The organism is Pseudomonas sp. TE12234, from assembly GCF_054061835.1.
In genome coordinates this window covers 16,760-43,534 of sequence record NZ_JBSSEP010000029.1, presented here as the reverse complement: position 1 = coordinate 43,534, position 26,775 = coordinate 16,760, and the positions used below count along the sequence as shown (strand labels likewise).

24 protein-coding genes are annotated in these 26,775 nt (G+C 60.0%); 5 read left to right on the top strand and 19 right to left on the bottom strand.

Features of this window, described 5'->3' with window-relative positions; translation table 11 throughout:
- Positions 1 to 133 precede the first annotated feature (133 nt).
- Both fadD1 and fadD2 read right to left on the bottom strand, forming a co-directional pair.
- A complete protein-coding gene (gene fadD1, locus ACVWYU_RS29155) occupies positions 134 to 1,831 on the bottom strand; it encodes a long-chain-fatty-acid--CoA ligase FadD1 (protein WP_457374341.1) in 1,698 nt (565 codons plus the stop codon).
- Between the two features lie 389 nt (positions 1,832 to 2,220).
- Positions 2,221 to 3,909: a long-chain-fatty-acid--CoA ligase FadD2 gene (gene fadD2, locus ACVWYU_RS29150; RefSeq protein WP_247257789.1), complete on the bottom strand. Its 1,689-nt coding sequence runs from the start codon at positions 3,907 to 3,909 to the stop codon at positions 2,221 to 2,223.
- A 268-nt stretch (positions 3,910 to 4,177) separates the two neighbouring features.
- Between fadD2 and ACVWYU_RS29145 the strand changes: the two genes are divergently transcribed.
- Positions 4,178 to 5,122 carry an alpha/beta hydrolase gene (locus tag ACVWYU_RS29145; protein WP_457374340.1) on the top strand — a complete coding sequence of 315 codons (945 nt, stop codon included), beginning with the start codon at positions 4,178 to 4,180 and terminating at the stop codon, positions 5,120 to 5,122.
- A 42-nt stretch (positions 5,123 to 5,164) separates the two neighbouring features.
- Complete coding sequence (locus tag ACVWYU_RS29140) at positions 5,165 to 5,635, top strand: MaoC family dehydratase (RefSeq protein ID WP_090324707.1); 471 nt, start codon at positions 5,165 to 5,167, stop codon at positions 5,633 to 5,635.
- 51 nt (positions 5,636 to 5,686) lie between these two features.
- Here ACVWYU_RS29140 and ACVWYU_RS29135 read toward each other — a convergent pair whose 3' ends face one another.
- From ACVWYU_RS29135 to ACVWYU_RS29120, 4 genes are all read right to left on the bottom strand, one after another.
- Positions 5,687 to 6,550 carry an efflux RND transporter periplasmic adaptor subunit gene (locus ACVWYU_RS29135; protein ID WP_090324709.1) on the bottom strand — a complete coding sequence of 288 codons (864 nt, stop codon included), beginning with the start codon at positions 6,548 to 6,550 and terminating at the stop codon, positions 5,687 to 5,689.
- A gap of 10 nt (positions 6,551 to 6,560) precedes the next feature.
- Positions 6,561 to 6,767, bottom strand: a complete 207-nt coding sequence (locus tag ACVWYU_RS29130; protein WP_090324710.1) for a DUF1656 domain-containing protein — start codon at positions 6,765 to 6,767, stop codon at positions 6,561 to 6,563.
- Complete coding sequence (locus ACVWYU_RS29125; protein ID WP_457374339.1) at positions 6,754 to 8,742, bottom strand: FUSC family protein; 1,989 nt, start codon at positions 8,740 to 8,742, stop codon at positions 6,754 to 6,756. The genes ACVWYU_RS29130 and ACVWYU_RS29125 overlap by 14 nt, the downstream gene beginning before the upstream one ends.
- A gap of 156 nt (positions 8,743 to 8,898) precedes the next feature.
- The gene (locus ACVWYU_RS29120) at positions 8,899 to 9,366 is read right to left on the bottom strand and encodes a ferritin-like domain-containing protein (RefSeq protein ID WP_390957118.1); all 468 of its coding nucleotides are present in this window, start codon (positions 9,364 to 9,366) and stop codon (positions 8,899 to 8,901) included.
- A gap of 204 nt (positions 9,367 to 9,570) precedes the next feature.
- Here ACVWYU_RS29120 and ACVWYU_RS29115 point away from each other — a divergent pair, with 204 nt between their 5' ends.
- Both ACVWYU_RS29115 and ACVWYU_RS29110 read left to right on the top strand, forming a co-directional pair.
- Complete coding sequence (locus tag ACVWYU_RS29115) at positions 9,571 to 9,807, top strand: DUF3820 family protein (protein ID WP_247257792.1); 237 nt, start codon at positions 9,571 to 9,573, stop codon at positions 9,805 to 9,807.
- Between the two features lie 21 nt (positions 9,808 to 9,828).
- A complete protein-coding gene (locus tag ACVWYU_RS29110; RefSeq protein WP_457374338.1) occupies positions 9,829 to 11,010 on the top strand; it encodes an aminotransferase class V-fold PLP-dependent enzyme in 1,182 nt (393 codons plus the stop codon).
- Position 11,011: 1 nt separating this feature from the next.
- Here ACVWYU_RS29110 and ACVWYU_RS29105 read toward each other — a convergent pair whose 3' ends face one another.
- The 4 genes from ACVWYU_RS29105 to zwf form a co-directional block, all read right to left on the bottom strand.
- Entirely contained in the window at positions 11,012 to 11,728 is a 717-nt protein-coding gene (locus ACVWYU_RS29105; RefSeq protein WP_247257794.1) for an intradiol ring-cleavage dioxygenase, read from the bottom strand.
- A 196-nt stretch (positions 11,729 to 11,924) separates the two neighbouring features.
- On the bottom strand, positions 11,925 to 12,590 hold the full coding sequence (locus ACVWYU_RS29100; protein WP_090324719.1) for a bifunctional 4-hydroxy-2-oxoglutarate aldolase/2-dehydro-3-deoxy-phosphogluconate aldolase: 666 nt from the start codon (positions 12,588 to 12,590) through the stop codon (positions 11,925 to 11,927).
- Between the two features lie 17 nt (positions 12,591 to 12,607).
- The gene (gene pgl, locus ACVWYU_RS29095; protein WP_090324721.1) at positions 12,608 to 13,321 is read right to left on the bottom strand and encodes a 6-phosphogluconolactonase; all 714 of its coding nucleotides are present in this window, start codon (positions 13,319 to 13,321) and stop codon (positions 12,608 to 12,610) included.
- Positions 13,308 to 14,777: a glucose-6-phosphate dehydrogenase gene (gene zwf, locus ACVWYU_RS29090; RefSeq protein WP_090324722.1), complete on the bottom strand. Its 1,470-nt coding sequence runs from the start codon at positions 14,775 to 14,777 to the stop codon at positions 13,308 to 13,310. The genes pgl and zwf overlap by 14 nt, the downstream gene beginning before the upstream one ends.
- Before the next feature lie 229 nt (positions 14,778 to 15,006).
- On the opposite strand from zwf, the gene ACVWYU_RS29085 reads away from it, so the two are divergent.
- A complete protein-coding gene (locus tag ACVWYU_RS29085) occupies positions 15,007 to 15,867 on the top strand; it encodes a MurR/RpiR family transcriptional regulator (RefSeq protein ID WP_457374343.1) in 861 nt (286 codons plus the stop codon).
- A 144-nt stretch (positions 15,868 to 16,011) separates the two neighbouring features.
- Here ACVWYU_RS29085 and ACVWYU_RS29080 read toward each other — a convergent pair whose 3' ends face one another.
- From ACVWYU_RS29080 to ACVWYU_RS29040, 9 genes are all read right to left on the bottom strand, one after another.
- Entirely contained in the window at positions 16,012 to 16,866 is an 855-nt protein-coding gene (locus ACVWYU_RS29080; protein ID WP_457374337.1) for a D-hexose-6-phosphate mutarotase, read from the bottom strand.
- Between the two features lie 257 nt (positions 16,867 to 17,123).
- On the bottom strand, positions 17,124 to 18,470 hold the full coding sequence (locus ACVWYU_RS29075; RefSeq protein WP_090324725.1) for a carbohydrate porin: 1,347 nt from the start codon (positions 18,468 to 18,470) through the stop codon (positions 17,124 to 17,126).
- A gap of 202 nt (positions 18,471 to 18,672) precedes the next feature.
- Positions 18,673 to 19,833 carry an ABC transporter ATP-binding protein gene (locus ACVWYU_RS29070; RefSeq protein WP_390957121.1) on the bottom strand — a complete coding sequence of 387 codons (1,161 nt, stop codon included), beginning with the start codon at positions 19,831 to 19,833 and terminating at the stop codon, positions 18,673 to 18,675.
- A gap of 2 nt (positions 19,834 to 19,835) precedes the next feature.
- Positions 19,836 to 20,681 (bottom strand): carbohydrate ABC transporter permease, encoded by an 846-nt coding sequence (locus ACVWYU_RS29065; RefSeq protein WP_047532453.1) that lies wholly within the window; start codon positions 20,679 to 20,681, stop codon positions 19,836 to 19,838.
- Positions 20,674 to 21,582, bottom strand: coding sequence for a carbohydrate ABC transporter permease (locus ACVWYU_RS29060; RefSeq protein WP_090324730.1), 909 nt, complete (start codon positions 21,580 to 21,582; stop codon positions 20,674 to 20,676). The genes ACVWYU_RS29065 and ACVWYU_RS29060 overlap by 8 nt, the downstream gene beginning before the upstream one ends.
- Before the next feature lie 154 nt (positions 21,583 to 21,736).
- Positions 21,737 to 23,038, bottom strand: coding sequence for an ABC transporter substrate-binding protein (locus tag ACVWYU_RS29055; RefSeq protein ID WP_090324731.1), 1,302 nt, complete (start codon positions 23,036 to 23,038; stop codon positions 21,737 to 21,739).
- Positions 23,039 to 23,155: 117 nt separating this feature from the next.
- The gene (locus ACVWYU_RS29050; protein ID WP_457374336.1) at positions 23,156 to 24,415 is read right to left on the bottom strand and encodes a D-mannose isomerase; all 1,260 of its coding nucleotides are present in this window, start codon (positions 24,413 to 24,415) and stop codon (positions 23,156 to 23,158) included.
- Between the two features lie 157 nt (positions 24,416 to 24,572).
- Entirely contained in the window at positions 24,573 to 26,000 is a 1,428-nt protein-coding gene (locus ACVWYU_RS29045) for an ATP-binding protein (RefSeq protein ID WP_390960033.1), read from the bottom strand.
- 31 nt (positions 26,001 to 26,031) lie between these two features.
- On the bottom strand, positions 26,032 to 26,763 hold the full coding sequence (locus ACVWYU_RS29040) for a response regulator (RefSeq protein ID WP_090324737.1): 732 nt from the start codon (positions 26,761 to 26,763) through the stop codon (positions 26,032 to 26,034).
- Between the last annotated feature and the right edge of the window lie 12 nt (positions 26,764 to 26,775).

Genomic DNA, 26,775 nt, shown 5'->3' with positions numbered 1-26,775 from the left:
TCGCTCCCGCTGGGGCGCGCAGCGGCCCAAAAAATGGGACTGCTGCGCAGTCCAGCGGGAGCGAGCTCCCTCGCCACAGGTACAGTGTTCGTCCTTAACTGAACAGCATTTCCGCTTCGGCGGGGCTCTTTGATTAGGCGGCGTTCTTCGCCTTGATCTTCTTCAACTCTTCATCCCGCAACTCGCGACGCAGGATCTTGCCAACGTTGGTGGTCGGCAATGCATCGCGGAACTCCACGGAACGCGGCACTTTGTAACCGGTGACATTGGCGCGCATGTGCTCCATCACCTGTTCCTTGGTCAGGTTCACGCCCGGTTTGGCGACGATGAAAATCTTGATTGCCTCACCCGACTTCTCGTCCGGAATACCAATGGCCGCGCATTGCAACACGCCCGGCAGGGTCGCCAGTACGTCTTCCAGCTCGTTGGGATATACGTTGAATCCGGACACCAGGATCATGTCTTTCTTGCGATCGACAATGCGCATGTAGCCATCGGGCTGAATCAGCGCGATGTCACCGGTCTTCAACCAGCCTTCGCTGTCGAGGATTTCATCGGTGGCTTCCTGACGCTGCCAGTAGCCCTTCATGACCTGCGGACCTTTCACGCACAGTTCGCCGATTTCCCCCATTGGCCGTTCCACGCCGGCATCGTCGATGACTTTGCACAGGGTCGACGGCACGGGAATGCCGATGGTGCCGATCTGAATGTTCTGGATCGGGTTGACCGTCGCCACCGGGCTGGTTTCGGTCATGCCGTAACCTTCGCAGATGGCGCAACCGGTGACCGCTTTCCAGCGTTCGGCCGCAGCCAGTTGCAGGGCCATGCCGCCGGACAGGGTGATTTTCAGCGCCGAGAAATCCAGCTTGCGGAAACCTTCGTTATTGCACAGGGCGACAAACAGGGTGTTGAGGCCGACGAAACCGCTGAACTTCCACTTCGACAACTCCTTGACCATCGCCGGCAGGTCGCGCGGGTTGCTGATCAGGATGTTGTGGTTGCCGATCAGCATCATCGCCATGCAGTGAAAGGTGAACGCATAGATGTGGTACAGCGGCAGCGGCGTGATCAGGATCTCGCAGCCTTGATTGAGATTGGAGCCCATCAGCGCCTTGCACTGCAGCATGTTCGCCACCAGGTTGCGGTGGGTCAGCATGGCGCCCTTGGCCACGCCGGTGGTTCCGCCGGTGTATTGCAACACCGCCACGTCGCTGCTGGCCGGGCTGGCTTCCGCCACTGGCTGGCCATGCCCCTTGCTCAACACGTCATTGAACTTGACGGCTTTTGGCAGGTGGTACGCCGGGACCATCTTCTTCACGTACTTGATGACGCTGTTGATCAACAGGCGCTTGAGCGGTGGCAGCAGGTCGGCCACTTCGGTGACGATCACGTGCCTGACGCCAGTCTTTGGCACAACGGTCTCGGCCAGGTGCGCCATGTTGGCCAGGCACACCAGGGCCTTGGCGCCGGAATCGTTGAATTGATGTTCCATTTCCCGCGCGGTGTACAGCGGGTTGGTATTGACCACAATCAAGCCAGCGCGGATGGCACCAAAGACGGCAATCGGGTATTGCAGCACGTTGGGCAGTTGCACGGCGATTCGATCGCCAGGCTGCAAATCGGTATGCTGTTGCAGGTAAGCAGCAAAGGCACCAGACAATTCGTACAGTTCACCGTAGGTGATTGTCTTGCCCAGGTTGCTGAACGCCGGCTTGTTGGCGAAGCGTTGGCAGGATTGCTTCAACACTGCCTGAATATTCGGGTACTCGTCTGGATTGATGTCGGCAGCAATTCCAGCTGGGTACTTATCCTTCCAAAAGTCTTCGTTCATGGAAGCCCACTCCTCAGCAACGCGAATTCAGCACCGCATTTGATGCGATTATTATTGGTGTTTGTTTATTGGTGAGTCTGGCTTTTTACAAGGCCGAGAAGTCACAAAGCGCGCCGAGAGTAGCAGCTTTGCCAAGGGTCGACTAGAGCCAAAAGCGGCCTCTACGGTCACTTTCGTGACTCAAGAATGACAAGCGGTCATTTTAGAGCAAAAATCCTATAAAGCCCTGAAAGCCCCGAAAATCGGGGCTTAAATCTATGCAGGAGCGAGCTTGCTCGCGAAAAACTCGAGGCCGACGCGGGGCATCCGGCTTTACTCGTCATGGTTCAAGACCATCGCGAGCAAGCTCGCTCCTACACCGATCCGCGCAAAGCGCGGCCATTCACCGATCAGGCGATATCGCGCAATTCCCGTCGCAGGATCTTGCCCACCGGCGTCATTGGCAGCGACTCACGCAACACGATGTGCTTGGGCACTTTGTACGCCGTGAAGTTTTCCTTGCAGTACGCCTTCAGCTCTTCAAGGCTGACACCCGTTTCTCGGGCCACCACAAACAACTTCACCGCTTCGCCCGAGCGCTCGTCCGGCACCCCGATGACCGCGCAGTTGGCGACTTTCGGGTGGGCCATGACCACGTCTTCGATTTCGTTCGGGTACACGTTGAAACCCGAGACGATGATCATGTCTTTCTTGCGATCGACAATGCGTACAAACCCGTCAGGGTCGATCACCGCGATGTCACCGGACTTGAACCAACCCTCGGCATCCAGCACTTCGGCGGTGGCTTCGGGCTTCTGCCAGTAGCCCTTCATGATCTGCGGGCCCTTGATGCACAGTTCGCCGCGCTCGCCCAACGGCTGCTCGACGCCTTCATCGTTGATGACCTTCAGCGTGGTGCCCGGCACCGGCAAGCCGACCGTGCCGATGCGCGACTGGTCGCCATAGGGGTTGGTGCAAGCCACTGGCGAGGTTTCCGTCAGGCCGTAGCCTTCGGTGATGCGGCACCCGGTCAGTTGCTCCCAGCGCTCGGCAGTGGCCTTGACCAGCGCGGTGCCGCCGGAATTGGTGAGCTTGAGGCTGGAGAAATCCAGGGTCTTGAAATCCGGATGATCCATCAGCGCGACAAATAGCGTGTTGAGGCCCAACAGTGCCGAAAACCGCCAGTTCTTGAGTTCCTTGATAAAGCCGCCGATGTCTCGCGGATTGGTGATCAGCACGTTATGGTTGCCCGTCACCATCATGCACATGCAGTTCGCCGTGAAGGCATAGATGTGGTACAGCGGCAGCGGCGCGATCATCACTTCCTGGCCTTCGCGCAGCAGCGGGTGGCCGTCGACGGCGGTCTGACTGAGGCAGGCCCGCGCCTGCTGCATATTGGCCACCAGGTTGCCGTGGGTCAGCATCGCGCCCTTGGCCAGGCCGGTGGTACCACCGGTGTATTGCAGCACCGCGATGTCATTGAGGCCGGCGTTCAGCGGCTTGATCCCCAGGCCCCGGCCCAGGCGCAGTGCACTTTTGAAGGAGACCGCCTGGGGCAAGTGATAGGTCGGGACCATTTTCTTGACCTTGCTGACCATGGTGTTGACCAGCCAGCCCTTGGCGGCAGGCATCAGGTCGCCCATCTTCGCTTCGATCAGGTACTGCAGGTCGGTGTCGGGCACTACTTCCTGGACTTTGGCACCGAACATGTTCAGGTACACCAGCGCTCGGGCACCAGAATCCTTGAACTGATGACGCATCTCCCGAGCGGTGTACAGCGGGTTGGTATTGACCACGATCAACCCGGCGCGCAACGCGCCGAACACGGCGATCGGGTAATGCAGGACGTTGGGCATCTGCACCGCGATGCGATCCCCCGGCACCAGGTCGGTGTGGGCTTGCAGGTAACCGGCGAAGGCCGCGCTATGGCGTTCCAGTTCAGCGTAGGTCAGGGTGACACCCATGTTGCTGAACGCCGGGCGGTCAGCAAACTTCTTGCAGGAACGTTCGAACACCTCGATCACCGACTTGTAGGCACCCGCTTCAATGTCCAGGGGCACGCCGGCCGGGCGTTTGTCATTCCAGAAATCAGGTTGCATTGTTCTTGTCCTCTTTACCTGAACCTATCCGGGGCCGCTTTTCTGTCATTTCTCTCGATATCCCTCTACAAGCAGAAAAGCGAAAAGCGGAGCTTCACGGACACTAGCAGCTATGGCGAATCAGGCAAATATGCACACGGGCGTCATAGATCGTGTGAATCTTCCTGCCGTGGCGTGGGCTGATCAGACGCCCGATGCAGGATGCGCTATACAATGCAACCAAGCCGTATCCCTTGCAGCACTGCCGCCTCTATGGAAAGGAACCGCGATGATCCACAACACTTTCTGGCTGACCACCAGCGACCACAGCCGTCTCTTCGTCAACCAGTGGCTACCGGCAGGCAGTCTGAAGGCCGTGATCCTGTTGGCTCACGGCATGGCGGAACACAGCGGCCGCTATGCACGCCTGGCGGAAAAATTCTGCGATCAGGGCTACGGCGTGTATGCACCGGACTTGCGCGGACATGGCAAAACTGCCGAAACCGGGACCCTCGGCCATTTCGCCGACACCGACGGCTGGGTCAAAGTGGTAGGCGACCTGGCGCGCCTCAACCAGCACATCGGCCAGCAGCATCCCGGCGTGCCGATTGTGCTGCTGGGTCACAGCATGGGCAGCTACATCGCTCAGGGTTATCTGCTGCACCACAGCGCCAGCCTGCACGGGGCGATTCTCAGTGGTTCGAACTTCCAGCCCGCGGCGCTTTATCGCGCGGCGCGTCAAATCGCCCGCTTCGAACGTATGCGCCAAGGCCCCAAGGGCCGCAGTGCGCTGATCGAATGGTTGTCATTCGGCTCGTTCAACAAGAAATTCAACCCGGCGCGCACCCGGTTCGACTGGCTCAGCCGCGATCCGGCGGAAGTCGATCTGTACGCCAATGACCCGCTCTGTGGCTTTCGCTGCACCAATCAACTGTGGATCGATTTGCTCGGCGGGTTGCAGCAAATCAGCAAAGCGTCCAATCTCGCTCAGATCGATCCGGGCCTGCCACTGCTGGTGATCGGCGGCGAATGTGATCCGGTGAGCGAAGGCAAACGTCTGAAAGATCTGGCCAATGCCCTGCGCAAGGCCGGCAGCCAGAGCCTGCAACTGACTATTTACCCGCAGGCGCGACACGAACTGTTCAACGAGAGCAACCGCGATGAAGTGACCGCCGACGTGCTGGCCTGGATCGCCCAGGCCCTGAGCAACCGCCGGCCACCCCGAACCGAATAGCTTTTTTGTGAATTTTTTTATTCGTCACAGGAATTGAGACAGATGACCCAGGTTACCAACACCCCTTACGAAGCCCTCGAAGTCGGCCAGACCGCCAGCTACAGCAAGACCGTCGAAGAGCGCGACATTCAGTTGTTCGCCGCGATGTCGGGCGACCACAATCCGGTACACCTGGACGCCGAATACGCCGCCAGCACCATGTTCAAGGAGCGTATCGCCCACGGCATGTTCAGCGGCGCGCTGATCAGTGCGGCAGTGGCTTGTGAGTTGCCTGGGCCGGGCACCATTTACATCGGCCAACAGATGAGCTTCCAGAAGCCGGTTAAGATTGGCGACACCCTGACGGTGCGTCTGGAGATTCTCGAGAAACTGCCGAAGTTTCGTGTACGTATTGCCACTCGCGTGTTCAACCAGCGTGATGAGCTGGTGGTGGATGGCGAAGCGGAGATTCTGGCGCCGCGCAAACAGCAGAGCGTGACCCTGACCGAGTTGCCGGCGATCAGCATCGGTTGATCCACCACTAACCTGTGGCGAGGGAGCAAGCTTCCTCGCCACAGGCACAATTCAGCGCTCACCCTCCTGCACCTGCACGCTCGCCGTCATCCCCGCACTCAGATTCAGCCCTTCGGGCACCTTGTCCAGCTTGATCCGCACCGGAATCCGTTGCGCCAGCCTGACCCAGTTGAAAGTCGGCTCCACTTCCGCCAGCAATTGACCATCGGGCGTGGTATTGCGATCGGTAATGCCGCGGCTGATGCTTTCCACGTGTCCCTGCAACGCCTCCCCGGCGCTCATCAACCAGACTTTCACCGGATCGCCGACGCGAATCCGCGGCAGTTTGGTTTCTTCGAAATACGCCTGCACATAGAAGGTTGAATCGTCGATCAACGCCATCACCGACTGCCCGGCATTCACGTAATTGCCTTCGGCCAGGCGCAAGTTGGTGATGTGGCCATTGCGCGGCGCGTGGACCTGGCTGCGGGCCAGGTTGATTTCCGCCATCTTGGCTTCAGCCTGGGCTTCACGCAGTTCGCCACGGGCGATGCCAGCATTGATTTGTGCGTTCTCACGCAGTTCGGCGCTGATCGCTTGCGGCCCGAGACTGGCGCGACGGCTGGCTTCGCGCTCACGCAAACTGAGTTGTTGCTGGCGGGTCTGCACCACCGCCTGGGCCTTCTCGAGCGCGGCTTCGAAACGGTCACGGTCGATACTCAACAGCAGATCGCCGGCCTTCACCTGTTGATTGTCATAAGCCTTGAGTTCTCGCACCCAACCCGACACGTCAGGGGAAATCACCACCACATCGGCACGGATTCGCGCATCGCGAGTCCAGGGCGTGAGCATGTAGTACTGCCATAAATGGAACCCGGCAAAAATCGCCACTGCCACCAGACACAGGGTTACTGCGACACGTACGGGGGTACGCATATTCAACTCCTTATAAGGGACCGAGGACGACGGTGATCCCGGTCAATACACAGACGTACAAGGCGCAATCGAAGAGAGCTTCATGCCAGATCCAGCGACTCATCGGGGTCAGCCGCAACAGCAGGCGCAAGGCGCCCGTCACCAGCAGCGCCAGCACCACATAAATCAGAAACGGACTGAGCAGCACGCCGCCCACCGCCCACTCACGCAAGCCCATGAACCTCCTCCTGCTGGCGGCACCAGGCACGCCAGCTGTTTTGCAATTGCAGCACCGCGCCCTGGGCCAGCTTCACCGCGTCGTCAGGGGGCAAGGCATACAGGGTTTGCAACAAGATTTCGCTCGACTCGGCCAACGCCTCGGCACGACTGCCGGCCGGGCCTTGTTGCAGGACTTTTTCCAGTTGTTCCAGATAACGCTGTTGCGGCGCGCTGACCGGTAACTGCGCCACCTCCAGGCTCAAGCGCAGGTGCAGCAGTTCATCGCCGATGTCCAGGCCCAGCAAGCCATCGTCCCAGCGACTGCGTGCCGGCTCCGGCAGCTCCGGATAATGCCGCGCCAATTGCAGCAAACGATCAGCCATGCGCCCGCCGAACCAGCTCTCGGCCCCGGCCAGATTGCGCCGGGTCAGGCGCACCAGGTCGTCAAGGGTCGCGGCCAACAGGCGTCGGCCATGCCAGGTCGGATTGCGCAGGATCAGCAAATGAAAGGCCAGCACCGCCGCCCCCACGCCGATCACCATGGCTTGCGCACTGTTGAAAAACACCGCAACGTCGAAACTCATCTGATTCAACGGTGCCACCAGCACAATGAAGTGCAGGCAGAACGAGGTCGCCGTGGCGCCAATCTGCGGTTTGGCCATGCCCAGCGCCCCGAAAAACAATGGCACGCCCAGGCCCATGCAGAGCATCGCGAAACCGCTCCATTGTGGCAGCAGGATCTGCCCGACGATGAAGGCCGCCGGGATGGCCAGGAAAATCCCGCGCATGAAACTCATGCCGATCTGCGCGCCGTTCTCACGGCTGGCGAACAGGCTGCACACCACACACGTCAGCACTAACGCCCCAGTCGCGGCGGGCCATGCCGTCGCCAACCAGAAACTCGAAACCACCAGAAAGGCCAGCGCGCTGCGGGCACCGAACACCAGCGCCAGGGACAGGTCACGGTGCGGGGTCAGGGATCGTGGCGGGTCAAGGGTTTCACCGCCCTGCTCCACCGCTTGCAGCGCCATACCGGCCGCCAGCGCGGTGTCCATCAACAAGGTCAGCCGCACCAGGCAGTAGCTTTGCGCGGAGCTTATGTGCGGGTCATGGGACGCATCAAGCAAGCGTGGGCGCAAGGCTTGCAACGTCGCGGGGTCGCCACTGTTCAGTGCCTCCTGGACTTCGCTCATCCAGGGCAATAATTGCGCCGATTCCTGGGGCACCAACTGCTTCCACTGACGACGTACCGAACGGGCGATGCGCAGCAGCATCAACAGTTTCTGACTCAGACCACTGATGGCGCGCGCACGTTGCCGGCCGCGACGGCCTTCAAACCAGGCGTGTTCGCGCTGGGCATCTACCGCGACGATTCGGCCGAGGATTTCCAGCAAACCCTTTCGCGCCTGACCATCGCCGGCCAGGGTCGCGCGCGCGGCGTTCATACCACTTCGCCAGGCCGCACGGGCCTGATCTGCCAGTTGCAGCTCGACCCGCATCGGCCAGAGCAAGGCGCTGCTGGCGGTGGCACAGACAATCCCCAGGCTAATTTCCGTGCAGCGCGCCACGGCCTGATCGAACACCGTCAGCGGATGGGCAATGGCCGGCAAGGCAATGATCGCCACCGTGTAGCCGGCCAGTACAAATGAATAGGACCAGGCACTGCGAAGCAAGGTCGAACTCGCCGTGCACAGCCCGAGCCACAGCGCCAAGGCCAACAGGAACAGCCACGGCGCCTGGGCGAAAATGCCCATGAACACCACCGACATGATCGTCCCGACCAATGTACCCAACAGTCGCGCCAAGCCCTTTTGCAGCACCATGCCGGACAATGGCTGCGCCACGATGAACGCCGTCATCAGCGCCCAGGCCGGTTGCTCCAGTCCCCAACGCAAGGCCAGCCACAGCGCCAGGCCTCCGCCGATCAGGGTCTTGATCGCGAATTGCACAGCGCGGAGGTCAGGCGCAAACAAAGCCTGGAAAGTGATAGGCACGAAATGGACTCTTGAAGGGACGATTTAACGATAGACGGCTTCGGTGAACAACTTGAGAAACAAATTATTAGCTAGCTATCCATATCCCGTCCAGCACTCATTCCAAGGCACAAAAAAACGCCAGACTGGCTGGCGTTTTTGACAGCAAACGTACGCTTACGAGCGTGCGCGCGCCTGGTTACGCAGGGCTTTTACCTGATCGTGATTGCGTTGCACGCCGTGATACTGACGCTCAACGAGGTCGCGAATACCCACCAGGTTATGCTTGTTGATTTTCTCCATGGCTTCTCGGTAGGCCTTCAAGGCATGGTCTTCACCACGCTCGGCTTCATTGAGCACGGCTTCTTCGTCTTTGCCGGTGAACATCGACTTCACGTCGACCCAGCGACGGTGCAAGTCGCCGCTGACACTGGTGGACGTTTCCGGATCGCCGCCCATGGAACGAACCGCATTCTGCAGTTCGGAAGCCGCCGTGGCGCACTCGGCGGAACGTTGCACGAACAGGGTCTTGAGTTCTGGGTGTTTAATGTCTTCAGCGCAAGTCTTGAACCCTTCCTGACCGTCCTTGCTGGTTTCAATCAGGTCGTTGAGTACAGAAATCGCTTCTTTATTCACGTCGGTCATTTTTCAATTCCTTGCGGTTGGATGAAAGGTGCTATAGGTGTTGCACCTCGCATGCCAGCTTTCGACCGAGCAATTACCCTATGTATTTCAATCAGTTATGAATATCGGCTAAATCTGTATCCGTTTCTTTTGCATGATCTGTCATTTGGCCTGCATGCAGAATGCCTGTATTTTCCAGACTGATTGAATCCAGGCGATTGATAGATGAACCCTGAAAAGCTCGAATTGCTGATGACTCGCCAGATGCCCTTCGGCAAATACAAGGGCCGAATCATTGCCGACCTGCCCGGCCCCTACCTGAACTGGTTTGCCCGGGAGGGATTTCCCCACGGCGAACTGGGTGGTCTGTTGGCCCTGATGCAGGAAATCGATCACAACGGCTTGTCTGAATTGCTCGAACCCTTGCGCGCCAAACATGGCAAACCTGCACCACGTCATTGACATCCACTCTTCGAGTTGCCCATGCCCGATAACACCCGCCGTGCCCGTGATGAATCCTTCTGGCGGACGTTCGCCGATCGCTACGATGTCCAGCCCGGCCCGATCAACCTGGAAAACGGTTACTTCGGACGCATGTCGCGCACGGTGGTCGAGGAATATCAGCGCAACATCGAGCTGATCAACCGCAGTAACTCGGTATACGTACGCCAGCGCTTTGAAGCGAGCGACGGCCTGAAGATCCGTGCACAGGTGGCCGAACTGATTGACGTGCCCGCCGAAGCTGTCGCGCTTACCCGTAATGCCTCGGACGGCTTGCAGTCACTGATCCGTAACTACAACCGCCTTCAGCCGGGCGACCAGGTGTTGATGTGTGATCTGGAGTACGACACGGTCAAGGGCGCCATCCGCTGGCTGGCGCGTCATCGGGGCGTCGAAGTGATCGAAATCGAACACCGGCATCCCGCCAGCTTCGACAGTTTGCTGACCACCTACCGCGATGCTTTCGAGCGTTATCCACGGCTCAAGCTGATGGCCCTGACCCACGTCACCCATCGCACGGGTCTGGTGATGCCGGTACAGGCGATTGCCGCCGCAGCCAGGGAACACGGGGTCGACGTGATTCTCGATGGAGCCCATGCATTGGGCCAGTTGGAGTTCGATCTTGAAGAGCTTGGCATCGCTTTCGCCGCCTATAACCTGCACAAGTGGGTCGGCGCGCCGCTGACCCTGGGCTTCCTCTACATTGCCCCTGAACGCCTGGCTGACATCGACCCGGACATGGGCGAGATGCATTTCCCGATGACCGACATTCGCGCCCGTACGCCTTACAGCACCCCGAACATCCCGGCGTTACTGACCCTGCCGCTGGTGCTCGAGGAGCATTGGGCCATGGGCGGTGCCGCCGCCAAGGGGATGCGGCTCAATTACCTGCGCAACCTGTGGGTTCGAGCAGCGCATGAGCTGCCGGGCATTGAAGTGCTGACGCCGGATGACCCAAGACTGTATTGCGGCATCACCTCGATGCGTTTCACCGCACACAACGATCAGCAGCTGATGGTCGAGCGGCTGCTCAACGACTACAACCTGTTCACCGTAATGCGCAGCGGCGCGGCCTGCGGTCCCTGCATTCGCATTACGCCGGGACTGACCACCACCGCTGCCGACATGGCCCAACTGATCACGGCGCTGACCGAGCTGAGTTGACTCACACCGTGAACTTGTCGAAGTCCTCGGGCTTGATCCGGGATGACGCCGCGAAGGTGTCGATGCCAATGGTCATTTGCCCGAAAAAGCCGTCTTCATTGGAGTCTCGACCGAGAGTGTGGATGTTCAGGGTCGAGGCTTCGCCGCCCATGTTCTGATAGAAAAAGTCTTGATCGTTACTCAGTGCGGGGATGGCGCGACCGCTGTACTCCCGGGCATTGAGCACCGAGCGCGCGGCGACCTCGGGGAAGTACAACTGACCGACCCACGCGACGTGTCGCTCCTGCAGGTAGTTGTTTCCGCTGGTGATGCGAACGGCGACATGGATGTGCAAGGTGCGGCCGGCATAAAACCCCGGACAGATCGTGGTGAACCGGGCGATGCCTTTCTTGTCGGTGAATTGCCCGCCGCGCAGGTACGTATCGTCGTCGGTTCGCGGGACCGAGCCGATGTCTTCGGCATCGACTTCCACATCCGGGTTGACCTTGCTCCAGCCGGAATACGCGCCCCGTGCATTGCAGTGCCAGATGTCCACCAGCGCGTCGGTGACGGGTTGGCCGGTCATGGCGTCGACGATGGCCAGCCGCAACACCAGCGGAATGCCATCGGCACCTTCGCTGATATTGCGTCTGATCAGTTTCGGGTTGCGGAAATAGGGGCCGGCAATCTGTTCCGGTGAAAGCAGGTAAACGGGTGCTGCTGAAGTGTTGTCGTCCATGACGTTCTCTCTTCCATAAGATGAACGCAGGCTAGCACTGGCCAAAACACGTCATGCGGTAAGTATGTATCGCATGATGTCCCTGTGGGAGCGAACGTGCTCGCACACCTGTTTTTTTGCGGGCAAAAAAAACGGTGCGCCGACCAAGCGCACCGAAAAGCCGTAGAACACACAACGAGGTGTCAGGTGAAGCGGATCAGTCCAGCAGCGCCAAGGCTTCGGCGGTGCATTCCTGAATGCGGGCCCAGTCGCCGTTCTTGATCCACTCGGGATCAAGCATCCAGCTACCGCCCACGCACATGACGTTTTTCAGCGCCATGTAGCTTTTGATATTGGCCGGGCCGACGCCGCCGGTCGGGCAGAATTTCACTTCGCCGAACGGGCCGCCCAGTGCCTTGATGGCCGCGACGCCGCCGCTGACTTCAGCCGGGAACAGCTTGAAGCGGCGATAGCCCAGACCATAGCCTTCCATGATGCCCGAAGCGTTGCTGATGCCCGGCAACAGTGGAATCGGGCTGGCGACGCTGGCTTCCAGCAGGTCACGGGTAATGCCCGGCGTCACGATGAACTGCGAACCGGCAGCTTCCGCGGCCGCCAGCATGTGGCGATCGAGCACGGTGCCGGCACCGGTCACCAGTTCCGGACGCTGCTCACGCAGGATCTGGATGGCCTTGAGGCCGAACTGCGAACGCAGGGTCACTTCCAGAGCGGTCAGGCCACCGGCGGCGAGCGCATCGGCCAGCGGCAGAATGTCCTGCTCGCGAGCGATGGTGATCACCGGCAGAATCCGCGCCTTGGCACAGAGGCTGTCGATCAGTTCAACTTTGTCCGCCATGGAAACGGTCGGGGATGGGTTTGTCATAGCGGCTGTTCCTTGGCTCATGGGCACCAGTAAATCTCTAACGTGGGTTGCAAAAACGCGCGAATCGGCAATGCGGCGACATCGTCACCAGCCAGTGCGGTGTTCAGGGTGGTCAGCTTCGACTGACCGGAAATCGACAGCACTTTATGTTTGGCCGAAGCCAGCAGCGCACGACTCATGGTCAGGCGCTGATGCGGCACGGTCGGCGCCAGCATCGGGTAGCAACGACGCGTGCCATCGGCTTTCAAGGCGTCGGCGAGGTTAGGGCTGTTGGGGAACAGCGATGCGGTATGACCGTCGTCGCCCATGCCCAGCACCAGCACATCGATTGCCGGCAATTCAGCCAGCAAACGGTCGGCCTGTTCAGCCGCCTGTTCAAGGTTGGCAGTGGCGCTGTACAGGCTCAGGAACTGCGCCTTGGCCGCCGGCCCTTGCAGCAGATACTTCTTCAGCAGGCCGGCATTGCTGTCGGCGTGCTCGATCGGTACCCAACGCTCATCCGCCAGGCTGACCACCACGTTTGACCAGTCCAGCGCCTGCTTGGCCAGGTGCTGGAAAAACGCCACCGGGCTGCGACCACCGGACACCACCAGTGTTGCGGTGCCTTGGGCGTCGATGGCCTCGCGCAGTTGTTTGGCCACGCCCAGCGCCAAGCCTTCAGCCAGTTGCGCCGGGTTCTTGAACTCACGGGCGCTGACGCCCTGAGGCAGTTTCAAATCAGATATCGCCATACCACGACCTCCCGTCCCGCGTGATCAGAGCAATGGAGCTCATCGGCCCCCAGGACCCGGCCGCGTACGGCTTGGGCGCATCACCGGATTTTTTCCACCCGGCGATCAACTGGTCACACCACTTCCACGCGGCTTCGATTTCATCTTTACGGACAAACAGGTTCTGATTGCCGCGCATCACTTCCAGCAACAACCGCTCGTAGGCATCGGGAATCCGTGCGCTGCGCCAGGTGTCGGAAAAATTCAGCTGCAACGGACCGCTGCGCAGCTGCATGCCCTTGTCCAGGCCTTGTTCTTTGGTCATGACACGCAAGGAAATGCCTTCGTCCGGTTGCAGGCGGATAATCAGCTTGTTGCTGATTTGCAGGCGTTGCTCGGGAGCGAAGATGTAATGCGACGGTTCCTTGAAGTGGATGACGATCTGCGAGAGCTTCTGCGGCATGCGCTTGCCGGTACGCAGGTAGAACGGCACGCCGGCCCAGCGCCAGTTGCGGATGTCGGCACGCAGGGCGACGAAGGTTTCGGTGTCGCTCTGGGTGTTGGAATTGGGTTCTTCCAGGTAACCCGGCACCGGTTTGCCTTCGCTGTAGCCGGCGATGTACTGGCCGCGCACCACTTGAGTGGTCAGGCCTTCCGGGCTGATCGGCGCCAGCGCCTTGAGGACTTTGACTTTTTCGTCGCGGATGCTGTCTGCGGACAGGTCGGCCGGCGGATCCATGGCGATCAGGCAGAGCAGTTGCAGCAGGTGATTCTGGATCATGTCCCGCAGCTGACCGGCCTTGTCGAAGTAACCCCAGCGGCCTTCGATCCCGACCTTCTCGGCCACGGTGATTTCCACGTGGGAGATGTAGTTCTGGTTCCACTGGGTTTCGAACAGGCTGTTGGCGAAACGCAGGGCGATCAGGTTCTGGACCGTTTCCTTGCCCAGGTAGTGGTCGATGCGATAAGTGCGGTTTTCCGGGAAGAACTGCGCCACGGCATCGTTGACCTTGCGCGAGGATTCCAGGTCCGAGCCGATGGGTTTTTCCAGCACCACGCGGGTGTTTTCCGCCAGGCCGACCTTCGCCAGGTTTTCGCAGATCGCGCCATACACCGCTGCCGGCGTGGCGAAATAGGCAATCACCCGCTGTGCGCTGCCGGCCATCTCAGCCAGGGCCACATAGTCTTCGGATTTGAGGAAGTCGACGTGCAGGTAGCTCAGGCGGGCCAGGAAGCGTTCGACCACGGCATCGTCCAGCTCTTTGGCACCGACGTAGCGGCGCAGCTCGGCGGCGATGAACGCCAGGTGCTGCTGTTCGGTACCTGGCTCACGGGCCAGCGCGATGATCCGCGTGTCCTCGTGCAGGAGGCCCGCACCATCGAGTTGATAAAGGGCAGGAAACAGCTTGCGCAGGGCCAGGTCGCCAAGGGCGCCGAACAAGGCAAAGGTGCACGGTTCAACCGTAATCGAAGGCATGATGTTTGTTCTTTTATCAAGTTAAGCTACAAATACCTTTTTTCAAGGCATCACTCAAGGGAAAATGTAGTAATAACCACAACATTTTCGCAAAATACAGATTCCGAGTGGTGGTCGGTCAGAGCCATCAGTAGGATAGGCCACCGTTATGGGCCACACCAAAGGCCCTTTTTGCATTAGCCGCGCGCTTATCGGCGCCGGTGAATCAAGGAAACTCACTATGGACCGCGTGCGAAATTTACTGGAACAGATCCAGAATCGCCTTGAAGAGCTGAACAAGGCCGAACGCAAAGTCGCCGAGGTGATCCTGCTCAACCCACAGCAGGCCACTCGCTTCAGCATCGCCGCCCTCGCCCAGGCCGCCTCGGTCAGCGAACCGACGGTCAACCGGTTCTGCCGTTCATTTGGCGTCAGCGGTTACCCCGAACTCAAGCTGCAACTGGCCCAAAGCCTGGCCAGTGGCGCGGCGTACGTCAGCCGTGCGGTGGAAGCCGACGATAATCCGGAAGCCTACACCCAGAAAATTTTCGGCAGCGCCATCGCCTCCCTCGACAGTGCCTGCCAGGCCCTCGATCCGAACCTGATCAGCCGCGCCGTCGACCTGTTGATCCAGGCCCGGCAGATCCACTTCTTCGGCCTCGGCGCCTCGGCCCCGGTGGCCCTGGATGCGCAGCACAAGTTCTTTCGTTTCAACCTGGCCGTGACCGCCCACGCTGACGTGCTGATGCAGCGCATGATTGCGTCCGTGGCGCATACCGGCGAGTTGTTCGTGATCATTTCCTACACCGGACGCACCCGCGAACTGGTGGAAGTGGCGCGCATCGCCCGGGAAAACGGCGCGTCGGTACTGGGTTTGACCGCCGAGAACTCGCCGCTGGCCAAGGCCAGTACCCTGAGCCTGAACATTCCGCTGCCGGAAGACACTGACATCTACATGCCGATGACTTCGCGGATCATCCAGCTCACCGTGCTGGACGTGCTCGCCACCGGCATGACCTTGCGCCGTGGCGTGGATTTCCAGCCGCATTTGCGCAAGATCAAAGAGAGTTTGAATGCGAGCCGGTATCCGATGGGTGACGAGTTTAATTGATCCGAAATCTGCGCTGAACGGTCCTGCCTCATCGCTGGCAAGCCAGCTCCCACAGGTTTCATTGGCGTTCGCGAATTTCAGGTTCGGCGCGGACGCTGTGGGAGCTGGCTTGCCGGCGATGGGGCCAGCAGCAACAGCACAAATCTAACCCCCCGCCCGCGCCTGCAAGCTCAAATGCGCCCGCTCCCCCGGCTTCAGGCACAGGCTGTCGGTGCCACCGCTCGCCGCTTCCACACAGACAAACTCCGACACCTCATTCCAGGTCACGCCAAGCAACGGCCGCGACCCCGGATGCCAGACCACCGTATCGGCCGCCTCCCCCGTGTCGATGCACAATGCCCGCTGCCAGGCGTGGTCGTTGAGCTGCAGTTCGCCATCGTGCTGGAACACTCGCTGACAGCCGCCCTCCACGCGTAACTCGCCTTCCTGCTGACATATCTGCCGATTCAATTGGTCATAACCCTGCGCGCCCTCCAGCCCAGACAGCGCTACCTCACCGACGTCACCAATACGCCAGTAAGCATGCAAAGCCTGGCTCAGCCGGCACGGCAGGCTGTCCTGATGCTCGGTGCTCAGGCGCAGATCCATGCGCTCGCCGAGGTGCGCGTGCAGGTCCACTTGCCAGTCGCACAATTGAAGTTGCCAGTGCAATCGCACCCCATCGTCATCATGGCTGCTGTCGATCAGTTTCCAGTCGATCAACCGCGCCCAGCCATGGGACGGCCAGGCGTTTTCACTTGGATGACGGCCATACCACGGCCAGCACACCGGTACGCCGCCACGAATGGCACCGACCTGCGGCCACTTCGCCGCACACCACAGCCACGGTTTCTGACCCTTGGGCTGGAAATGCAGCAACTGCGCGCCCTGACGACTGAACACCGCCTGACACAGTGGATGATCGATCACCAACACGTCGCGCTTCTGATAGCGCTCCCACGCAAACACCGGACGTTCGCGCAAGGATTTGAAGAAGCGTTGTAGTGGATGCTCAAGCATGTGCCACGGTCCTGAAAAACATGGGTGTACTAACAGTCACTGAAATGATCTGTGGCGAGGGAGCTTGCTCCCGCTGGGGTGCGAAGCACCCCCAACAGAAGGCCTGCTGCGCAGTCCAGCGGGACGGTGCGACGACTCGACAAGCTCCCTCGCCACAAAGGCAACCAGCAAGCCCGCCGGGTCAACCGCAAAAAAAAGCGGACAGCCTTGGCTGTCCGCAAAAATGCGCACATGGAGAAGAGCTTATCGCAACAGCGTCAGAACACCGACTGAATTTTCAGGCCGGCCACCAGCGCGTTGTCGACTTCATCCACACCACCCGGGTGCGTGATGTATTGCAGGTTGGGACGCACGGTCAGCCAGTTGGTCACGTGGAAACCGTAGTTGATCTCGTAGTTGTATTCGGTTTCACGAATCGGCGAGAACACCGGATCGTTGTAATCCGAAACGCCATTGGACGCATTGACCAGCTCAGCGTTTTTCTTCACGTCATCGTTGACATGGATACGGGCGAAACCGATGCCCACATCATCTTTCGGACGCGCGTCGAACGGGCCCTTGTACACAAACATCAGCGACTGGTAGTTGTCGATGAAGTTGGTGTCCTTGTCGTGGAAAGTGGCGTTGGCGGCGATGTTCAGACCGCGAGAAGCATCACCGTTGTGGCTGGTGAGTTGCTGTTGCGCGACGAACCAGTAGCCGTGCTTGCTATCGTGGACACGATAAGGGTTGCCGGTGGTCGCGGCGTTCTGGCCATTGTCGTCCTCGAGCACGTCGTTGGCCGGGGCGGTACTTTTGTAGTAACCGACACGGTATTCGCCAGGCAGGCTGTTGACCTTCGGCGACCAGACCAGTTCGACCGGCAACACGGTGCCCGCCGTACCGCTGCCGCTGAGCTTGAAGCCGTTACCGTGCTCCAGCTGCGACGGGTTCTGGTTGTACGCGCCAATCTGAGCGTAGAGCTCGTCATTGATGTTGTACTTCACGCGGATCGCCGCCTGGCTGACCGGCCAGTTGTACCAGATGTTGGTCGCCCAGTTACCCACCTGGGAACCGCAGAACGCCAGGTTCTGGAATTCGCACGGGAAGGTGTTGAAGTCTTCGCCTTCACCGAAGTAACCGGCCTTGACGTCCAGCTTGTTGTCGAAGAATTGATGCTGAATCCACAACTGGGTCAGACGGACCATATGGCCACGACCGTAGACTTCCTGGGAGGAACTCAAGGTGCCGGCACGCGGGTCACCGATACGGTCATTGGAAATGTTCTCACCGTTACGGTTGGTGAGCTGGATCTTGGCCTGGGTATTGTCCCAGCCCAGCAGTTTTTGCAGATCCAGCGCGGCCCCCAGGCCAAACTGGTCGGAGTAGCGCGCAGTCTTGTCGTCGTTAAACCCGCCATGCAGGTTGCCGCCGACTTCCCCGACGTAGTCCATCTTGATGTCGATGCCTTGCTCGATCAGCTTGGTACGCTCGCCACCCCAATCGCCCGTCATCCACTTGGAGTCGGAGCTGAACGCTTCATCGGCCATCGCATTACCGGCCAGAACCAGTGCTGCCGCTGCTGACACCTGGCAGATCAACCGGGCCTTGTTCTTCATCTTCATCCCTACATCCTCGTTTTATTGTTATTAACTTTTTGATTAACGCGGTTACAACGGTTGCGACGGATGACAGGCCACCCGTCACGTATCCCCCCTGCAGGAGCGAGCTTGCTCGCGATAAACCTGAGAACACCGTGGGGTGTCAGGTTTCCGGTGTCATCGTTGACGTCCATCGCGAGCGGGCTCGCTCCTACCGTTTTCTTGTTCAGCGGCCTTTGAATTGCGCGACGTTGGCGGCGTGCGCTTCGGCCTTCGGCACACCTGCAACCCCCAGGCGCTCCCCGGTCTTGGCATCGAACAGCAGCACTTTGGCCGGATCGAACTGCAGGGTCAGGGTCTCGCCCACGGCCGGAGCGACGTCCGGCGCCAGGCGGCAGCAGACCTTGGTGTCGTTGAGGTTGACGAAGACCAGGGTGTCCGGACCGGTCGGTTCGGTGACCTGGACTTCCGCGCGAATGGTCGGCAAATCGTTGGCTCCGCCGTTCGCCAGAACGATCTGTTCCGGACGCATGCCGAGGATCACTTCACGGTCTTCGAGACCGGCGTCCTGCATGCTCAGCGGCAATTCGCAGCGCGCCTGGCCGCTGTCGAGCAATGCCAGCAGACGACCGTCCTTGCGTTGCAGACGCAGGGGGATGAAGTTCATCGGCGGCGAACCGATGAAGCTCGCCACGAACAGGTTGGCCGGGTTGTTGTAGATGTCTTTCGGCGTGCCGAACTGCTGGATGATGCCGTCCTTCATCACCGCCACTTTGTCGCCCAGGGTCATGGCTTCGATCTGGTCGTGTGTCACGTAGACAGTGGTCGTCTTCAGACGCTGGTGCATCAGTTTCATTTCGGTGCGCATCTCGACCCGCAGCTTGGCGTCGAGGTTGGACAGCGGTTCGTCGAACAGATAGATCTTCGGACGGCGTGCCAGCGCCCGACCCATCGCCACGCGCTGTTGCTGACCACCGGACAGCTGGCCCGGCTTGCGATTGAGCAGGTGTTCGATCTGCAACAGCTTGGCCACGCGAGCCACTTCCTCATCGATGGCCGACTGGCTCATCTTGCGGATCTTCAGTCCGAACTCGATGTTCTCGCGCACGCTCATGGTCGGGTACAGCGCGTAGGACTGGAACACCATCGCGATGTCGCGATCCTTCGGACTCATGCCGCTGACGTCCTGGTCGCCGATCATGATCGCGCCGCCGGTAATGGTTTCAAGGCCGGCGATGCAGTTCATCAGGGTCGACTTGCCGCAGCCCGACGGGCCGACGAGGATCAGGAACTCACCGTCCTTGATCGACAGTTCGATGTTCTTCAGGGTGTCCGGCAAGCCGGCGCCATAGGTCTTGTTTACGTTGCGAAGTTCGAGCGTAGCCATGATTACCCCTTGACTGCGCCGGCTGTCAGCCCGCGCACGAAATACTTGCCTGCGACCACATAGACCAGCAGGGTCGGCAAACCGGCGATCATCGCCGCCGCCATATCAACGTTATATTCCTTGGCCCCGGTACTGGTGTTGACCAGGTTGTTCAACGCCACCGTGATCGGTTGCGAATCACCGCTGGAGAACACCACCCCGAACAGGAAGTCGTTCCAGATCTGAGTGAACTGCCAGATCAGGCAGACCATGATGATCGGCGTCGACATCGGCAGGATGATCCGGCGAAAGATGGTGAAGAAACCCGCGCCGTCGAGGCGCGCGGCTTTGACCAGCGCATCGGGAATGCTGATGTAGTAGTTACGGAAGAACAGCGTGGTGAACGCCAGGCCGTAGACCACGTGCACGAACACCAGGCCCGTGGTGGTGCTCGCCAGGCCCATCTTGCCGAGGGTGAACGAGGCCGGCAGCAGGACGGTCTGGAACGGCAGGAAGCAGCCGAACAGCAGCAGGCCGAAGAACAACTGCGAACCGCGAAAACGCCACATCGACAACACGTAGCCGTTCAAGGCACCGATGGCCGTGGAGATCAGCACCGCTGGAACGGTGATCTTGATCGAGTTCCAGAAGTAACCGTCAACCGTGGCCCAGGCCTTGACCCAGCCGATGCCGCTGACCACGGTCGGCCAGCTCAACAGGTTGCCGGTGCTGATGTCTTCCGGGGTCTTGAAGCTGGTCAACAGCATGACCACCAGCGGAATCAGGTAGAGCATCACGGCGAGGATCAGCACCGCGTAGATCGCGATGCGACTCAGGCTGATGGCAGGTTTGGCAGCGAGACTAGTCATGACGCTTGGTCCTCAGCTCGGAGTACAGGTAAGGCACGATGATCGCGAGAATCGCACCGAGCATCAGAATCGCACTGGCCGAGCCCATGCCCATCTGGCCGCGACTGAAGGTGAAGGAATACATGAACATCGCAGGCAGATCCGAGGAGTAACCCGGGCCGCCGGCCGTCATCGCCGCCACCAGGTCGAAACTCTTGATCGCGATGTGCGCCAGGATCATCACCGCACTGAAGAACACCGGACGCAGGCTTGGCAGCACCACTTTCCAGTAGATGCGCGGCATGCTTGCGCCATCAATCTGCGCGGCACGGATGATCGATTGATCAACGCCACGCAGGCCGGCGAGGAACATCGCCATGATGAAACCCGAGGCCTGCCACACAGCGGCGATCACCAGGCAATAGACCACGCGATCCGGGTCGATCAGCCAGTCCAGGCGGAAGCCTTCCCAGCCCCAGTCTCGCAACAGTTTGTCCAGGCCCATGCCCGGGTTGAGCAGCCATTTCCATGCGGTACCGGTGACGATCATCGAGAGCGCCATCGGGTACAGGTAAATGGTGCGAATGAAGCCTTCGCGACGAATGCGCTGGTCGAGAAACACCGCCAGCATCACGCCGATCACCAGCGTGATGCCGATGAACATGCCGCCGAACAGCGCCAGGTTCTTGCTCGCCACCCACCAGCGGTCGTTGTCGAACAACCGTGCGTATTGCGCCAGGCCCGCCCACTTGTAGTTCGGCAGGAAGGTCGAGGTGGTGAACGACAGAACGAACGTCCACAGGATGTAGCCATAGAAGCCCACCAGAACGATGAACATGCTCGGCGCCAGCACCAGTTTTGGTAGCCAGCGTTGCAATGCATCGAACGGCGAGGCCTTGCTGAACACAGCAACAGAACTCATGGGGAAATCCAGTACGTGGGAATAAAAACTACATGCAGGTCCCCTGGAGGAGCCGGCTTGCCGGCGAAAGCGCTGCGTCAGGCGGTGGATGAGTCGGCTGACATGACGCCTTCGCTGGCAAGCCAGCTCCTGCAAGAGCCGGCGTTGCTAACGGTTACTTGGCCGACTGAATCGCCGCGCCCAGTTTCTTGGCCGCATCGGCCGGGTCGGCTTTCGGGTCGTTGATGTAGTTGGTCACTACGTCGAAGAACGCGCCCTGTACCGCCAGCGTGGTCGCCATGTTGTGCGCCATGCTCGGCTGCAGGCCGCCGGACTTGGCATCAGCCAGGAAGTCCTTGGCCGCGGTCTGGGCGCACGAGTCGAAACCGTACTTGCCCATATCGGCCAGCATGTCGTTGCGCACCGGGATCGAGCCCTTGTTGATGCTGAAGACTTTCTGGAAGTTTTCACCCAGCACGACTTTGGCGATGTCCTGCTGACCGGCAGCCGTGCCCTTGTCTTTCTGCTTGAACACCGCCAGAGAGTCGATGTTGTAGGTGAATGCCTTGTCGGTTCCCGGGAACGCTACGCACTCGTAGTCCTTGCCGGCGACTTTTTTGGCGGCGGTCCACTCGGACTTGGCCCAGTCACCCATGATCTGCATGCCGGCCTTGCCGTTGATGACCTTGGCGGCTTCCAGGTTCCAGTCCTGGCCTTTGCCGTCGGCATCCATGTAGGTCGCGACTTTCTTCAGTTCGGTCAGCGCCTTGACCATTTCCGGACCGGTCAGCGCTTTGTTATCCAGATCGACCAGGGCTTTCTTGTAGCCATCGACACCCATGACCGAAAGCACGACGGCTTCGAACACGGTGCTGTCCTGCCAAGGCTGACCGCCGTGGGCCAGCGGAATGAAACCGGCGGCCTTGAGCTTGTCGCCAGCGGCGTAGAATTCTTCGAGGGTGGTTGGATTCTTGGTGATACCGGCTTTCTTGAAGACTTCCGGGTTGATCCACAGCCAGTTCACACGGTGGATGTTCACCGGCACGGCCACGTAATCACCGTCGTACTTCACGGTATCGGAGACTTTCTTGTCGAGCAGACCGTCCCACTTTTCTTCTTTGGCAACGTCTTTGAGGACGTCAGTGTCCAGCAGGCCGGTCGAGGCCCATTCCTGGATGTCCGGTCCCTTGATCTGAGCGACGCCTGGCGGGTTACCGGCCACTGCGCGACTTTTCAGCACGGTCATGGCCGTGGCACCGCCACCACCGGCGACTGCGCCGTCCTTCCAGGTGAAGCCGTCTTTTTCGACTTGTGCCTTGAGGACATCGACCGCTGCTTTTTCACCGCCCGACGTCCACCAGTGAACAACTTCTACCGTTCCTTTGGAATCGGCGGCAAGGGCACTGATGGGGAATGCAGCAACAGGGAGTATTGAGGCGAGAGAAATGACAGTAGCGAGGCGAGAAATCGCATTCATCTAGTAGTACCTTTCTTGTTGTTATGCATGCAAGTCTGGTGCTTGCGCTGCATAGGATTTTAAACAGGGGATGTCCCTTCGCAGGTAACGAAGGGACGCGCGAATGTCACCGCATGGTTACATAGAACCGCTCTGGGACAGCTTTGCCAGCGCACTGGCCATGCTCGGCGCCAACGGCAGGCGCGGAATCAGCACCGCTTGCCAGGCGTGGTAAAGGTCGGGTTTACCGGCCCAGATATCGGCACTCGGGCGGTTCAACGGGTCGAGTTCGTGATGCCAGCTACCATCGCAACGGTCAATGAAATGACTGTCACAGAATTCCCAGAATAGTCGGTACCACTGCTCGTATTGCTCATCACCCGTACGCATGAGCAGCGCGCTGGCAGCGGCGCTGGCTTCGCAATGGGTCCAGTGCAGACGATGGCGGACCACCGCGCGATTGTCCCAGTCGAGGGTGTAGACAATGCCGTGCGCGCCATCGACGTCCCAGCCATGACGGCAATTGTGCTCAAAGAGCTTTTCTGCGTCGGTGACCAGCCATCCCGGTGTGAGCATCCCGGCTTGTACCCGCGACGCCTCCAGGTGCAACAGCAACCGCGCCCATTCGAAACCATGGCCCGGCGTGGTGCCGTAGGGACGGAATCCGTCGGCCGGATTGTCGCGGTTGTAGTCGCGTAGCGGCTGCCAGGCGCGGTCGAAATGCTCGACCACCAGGTAATCGTTGGCAGCCGCATGACCATGGATGACGCGTTCGACGATGCGCTGGGCGCGGCACAACCAGCGGTTGTCGTCGGTGACATCCGCCAGGGCGAGGAAGGCTTCGGTGGCGTGCATGTTGCTGTTGGCGCCGCGATAGGCCTCCTCGCTGCTCCAGTCGCGGTTGAAGGATTCGCGCATGGCGCCCTCCTCCTCGCTCCAGAAATACGTGTCGATGATATCGATGGCATCGTCGAGCAAGGCTTGTGCCCCGGGCCGTCGCGCGACCACCGCGGAACTGGCTGCCAGCGCAACGAAAGCGTGCAGATAGGCGTTTTTGCCGGTGTTGCCGTCACGGTGTTCAGCGACCGCGAACCACCCTCCATGAACGGCATCACGCAACGGCCCGCGCAGGGCGTTGATGCCGTGATCCACCAGCTCGGCAAACCCCGGCAATCCCTGGATATGGGCCATGGCGAAGCTGTGGGTCATGCGCGCGGTGTTCATGGTTTCGGCTTGCGCATTGGCCACCAGGTGACCTTTTTCATCGAGGTTACCGAAGCCTTCGGGAAGCTTAGAAGCCTTGGCGAACGCCAACAGGCGCAGGCCTTCGGTGGCGAGCCATTGCTGATGAGCAGGCGCGTTCAGCCAACTGCTGAAGGCCGGTTGGAAGCTGTGCATGGAGGACCTTTTTTGTTGTTATGACTGCAGGGCAGTCTAAACAACGGGCGGTGGCGGGCTTGTAACGAAGGGGGCGAGTTATGTCACCAGGCTGTGACAATAGACACTGAGTAAATACTTGTGGCGAGCGGGCTTGCCCCTAGCCACAGGGTCGGTGTCAATCCAGCGAGCGGGGTAACTGAAGGGTCACCCGCAAGCCACCTTCTCGCAGATTTTGCAGGCTGACTTCGCCGCCATGACTGTGGGCAATGTTGCGCGCAATGCCCAGCCCCAACCCATACCCTTGCTGCTGCCCGGCCAGGCGGAAGTGCGGCTCGAACACCTGCTCCAGTCGTTGTTCCGGAACCCCCGGCCCCTCATCGTCGACATGCAGCACGAATGCACTGTCATCGTCATCGATATGCAGATGAGCGTTCTGTCCGTACTTCAAGGCGTTGTCGATCAGGTTGCCGATACAGCGCTTGAGCGCCAGCGGCTTGCCCGGATAGGGCGCCAGCGCACGCCCTTGCTGAGTCACGCGACCGTTACCGTTTGGCGCCAGGTACGGCTCCACCAGACAATCGAGCACGTGATTGAGGTCGACCTGTTCGATATTTTCGTGAATGTCGGTGTCTTTCACACATTGCAATGCGCCTTTGACCAGCAGCTCCAGCTCATCCAGATCGCGGCCGAACTTGGCCTGCAGTTTTTCGTCTTCGAGCAATTCGACCCGCAGGCGCAGGCGGGTGATCGGCGTACGCAAGTCATGGGAAATCGCGCTGAACAACTGACTGCGCTCGGTCAGGTAACGACTGATGCGCTCGCGCATGGTGTTGAAGGCACGACCGACCTCCACCACTTCGCTGCCTCCGCCCTCGGCCACAGGTTCGACGTCGGCGCCCAGGGAAAGATCCCGTGCCGCCCGCGCCAGACGCTTGAGTGGCCGGCTCTGCCAATGCACCAACAAGCCGATGAACAACAGAAGAAAGCCGCTGGTGAGGACGATGAACCACACCTGCTGCGATGGCAGGCCCTGCTCTTCAAGACTGGTGTAGGGCTCGGGCAACAGCGAAGCGATGTACAACCATTCGCCGGGGGCCATCTGGATTTGCGTAACCAGCACTGGCGGATTCACCGGCTCCAGGGTCAGCGCGTAATGCGCCCAGGAGCGTGGCAGTTCATCGAGCTTCAGACCGGCATTGAAGATCCGCAGGTCTTCGGGGCTGACGAAGGTCACCGAAATGTCCGTGTCCTGGCCCAGTGACTGACGCAGCACTTCATCCACCGCCTTGATCACCGCCGCCTTGCGCGGGGTAACCGGCAACACTTCCATGCCCAAGGGTTTGTCGTTGAGCGTCACTACGAACCGCGTGCCGCCCATGCTGCGCAACTGGTCGAGCACCAGCGGCCGAAACGCCACCGGCAACGAACGGAAGTAACTGACACTGGCGGTCATGGAATGGGCAAGGCTGCGGGCGCTGGTGACCAGGCCCTCAAGCTGGGTGGCGCGCAGTTGCGAGACCCAGATCACGCTCGACAGCGTCTGCGCGAACAGCACCGCCAGCAAGGTCAACAGCAACATGCGCCCGAGCAGCGAGCGCGGCACCGGCACCTTCGCCGCGAGCGTGCGAAAAAACTCAGTGACCATTGCTGGCAACCACATTGGCTGCCAGTTGGTAGCCACTGCCGCGCACGGTACGGATCAGGCGCGGCGGTTTTTCGGTATCGCGCAGGCGTTGGCGCAGACGACTGACCGCCATGTCGACGATGCGATCGAGCGGCATCAACTCACGCCCACGGGTGGCGTTGCCAATGGTGTCGCGGTCGAGGATTTCCTGCGGGTGATCGAGGAACAGTTTCAGCAAGGCAAAATCGGCGCCCGAGAGAATCACTTCTTCGCCATCGATGTGAAACAACCGATGGCTGACCATGTCCAGGCGCCAGTCATCGAAGGCCAGCACTTCACTGCCGGAGCGCTCCTGACCGAACTGCGCACGACGCAACAAGGCCTTGATCCGCGCCTGCAATTCACGGGGGCTGAAGGGTTTGCCGAGGTAATCGTCCGCCCCCAGTTCCAGGCCGATGACACGGTCGGCCTCGTCGGAGCTGGCGGTAAGCATGATGATGGGCACCTGGGCCCGGCGCGGGTGCTGGCGAATCCAGCGGCACAGACTGAAACCGTCTTCATCGGGCAGCATCACGTCAAGGATCACCAGATCGCTTGGAGCCTCGTTCAACGCCTGACGAAAACCGGCGCCGTCGGGCGTGGTACGGACCTGGAAACCGGCGCGGGTCAGGTAGGTGTCCAGCAACTCGCGTATCTCTTGATCGTCATCGACCAACAATATCGACTTGTTGACTGAGCTCACGGGGCGGCGTCC

Bases quoted from the DNA above. Each gene is read 5' to 3' on its own strand.
- ACVWYU_RS29070 (WP_390957121.1), bottom strand. From the start codon at position 19,833: ATGGCTACGCTCGAACTTCGCAACGTAAACAAGACCTATGGCGCCGGC.
- ACVWYU_RS29115 (WP_247257792.1), top strand. From the start codon at position 9,571: ATGAACCCTGAAAAGCTCGAATTGCTGATGACTCGCCAGATGCCCTTC.
- ACVWYU_RS29060 (WP_090324730.1), bottom strand. From the start codon at position 21,582: ATGAGTTCTGTTGCTGTGTTCAGCAAGGCCTCGCCGTTCGATGCATTG.
- fadD1 (WP_457374341.1), bottom strand. From the start codon at position 1,831: ATGAACGAAGACTTTTGGAAGGATAAGTACCCAGCTGGAATTGCTGCC.
- pgl (WP_090324721.1), bottom strand. From the start codon at position 13,321: ATGGCGATATCTGATTTGAAACTGCCTCAGGGCGTCAGCGCCCGTGAG.
- ACVWYU_RS29120 (WP_390957118.1), bottom strand. From the start codon at position 9,366: ATGACCGACGTGAATAAAGAAGCGATTTCTGTACTCAACGACCTGATT.
- ACVWYU_RS29130 (WP_090324710.1), bottom strand. From the start codon at position 6,767: ATGGGCTTGCGTGAGTGGGCGGTGGGCGGCGTGCTGCTCAGTCCGTTT.
- ACVWYU_RS29145 (WP_457374340.1), top strand. From the start codon at position 4,178: ATGATCCACAACACTTTCTGGCTGACCACCAGCGACCACAGCCGTCTC.
- zwf (WP_090324722.1), bottom strand. From the start codon at position 14,777: ATGCCTTCGATTACGGTTGAACCGTGCACCTTTGCCTTGTTCGGCGCC.
- ACVWYU_RS29135 (WP_090324709.1), bottom strand. From the start codon at position 6,550: ATGCGTACCCCCGTACGTGTCGCAGTAACCCTGTGTCTGGTGGCAGTG.
- ACVWYU_RS29080 (WP_457374337.1), bottom strand. From the start codon at position 16,866: ATGCTTGAGCATCCACTACAACGCTTCTTCAAATCCTTGCGCGAACGT.
- ACVWYU_RS29065 (WP_047532453.1), bottom strand. From the start codon at position 20,681: ATGACTAGTCTCGCTGCCAAACCTGCCATCAGCCTGAGTCGCATCGCG.
- ACVWYU_RS29100 (WP_090324719.1), bottom strand. From the start codon at position 12,590: ATGACAAACCCATCCCCGACCGTTTCCATGGCGGACAAAGTTGAACTG.
- ACVWYU_RS29110 (WP_457374338.1), top strand. From the start codon at position 9,829: ATGCCCGATAACACCCGCCGTGCCCGTGATGAATCCTTCTGGCGGACG.
- ACVWYU_RS29050 (WP_457374336.1), bottom strand. From the start codon at position 24,415: ATGCACAGCTTCCAACCGGCCTTCAGCAGTTGGCTGAACGCGCCTGCT.
- ACVWYU_RS29105 (WP_247257794.1), bottom strand. From the start codon at position 11,728: ATGGACGACAACACTTCAGCAGCACCCGTTTACCTGCTTTCACCGGAA.
- fadD2 (WP_247257789.1), bottom strand. From the start codon at position 3,909: ATGCAACCTGATTTCTGGAATGACAAACGCCCGGCCGGCGTGCCCCTG.
- ACVWYU_RS29075 (WP_090324725.1), bottom strand. From the start codon at position 18,470: ATGAAGATGAAGAACAAGGCCCGGTTGATCTGCCAGGTGTCAGCAGCG.
- ACVWYU_RS29140 (WP_090324707.1), top strand. From the start codon at position 5,165: ATGACCCAGGTTACCAACACCCCTTACGAAGCCCTCGAAGTCGGCCAG.
- ACVWYU_RS29055 (WP_090324731.1), bottom strand. From the start codon at position 23,038: ATGAATGCGATTTCTCGCCTCGCTACTGTCATTTCTCTCGCCTCAATA.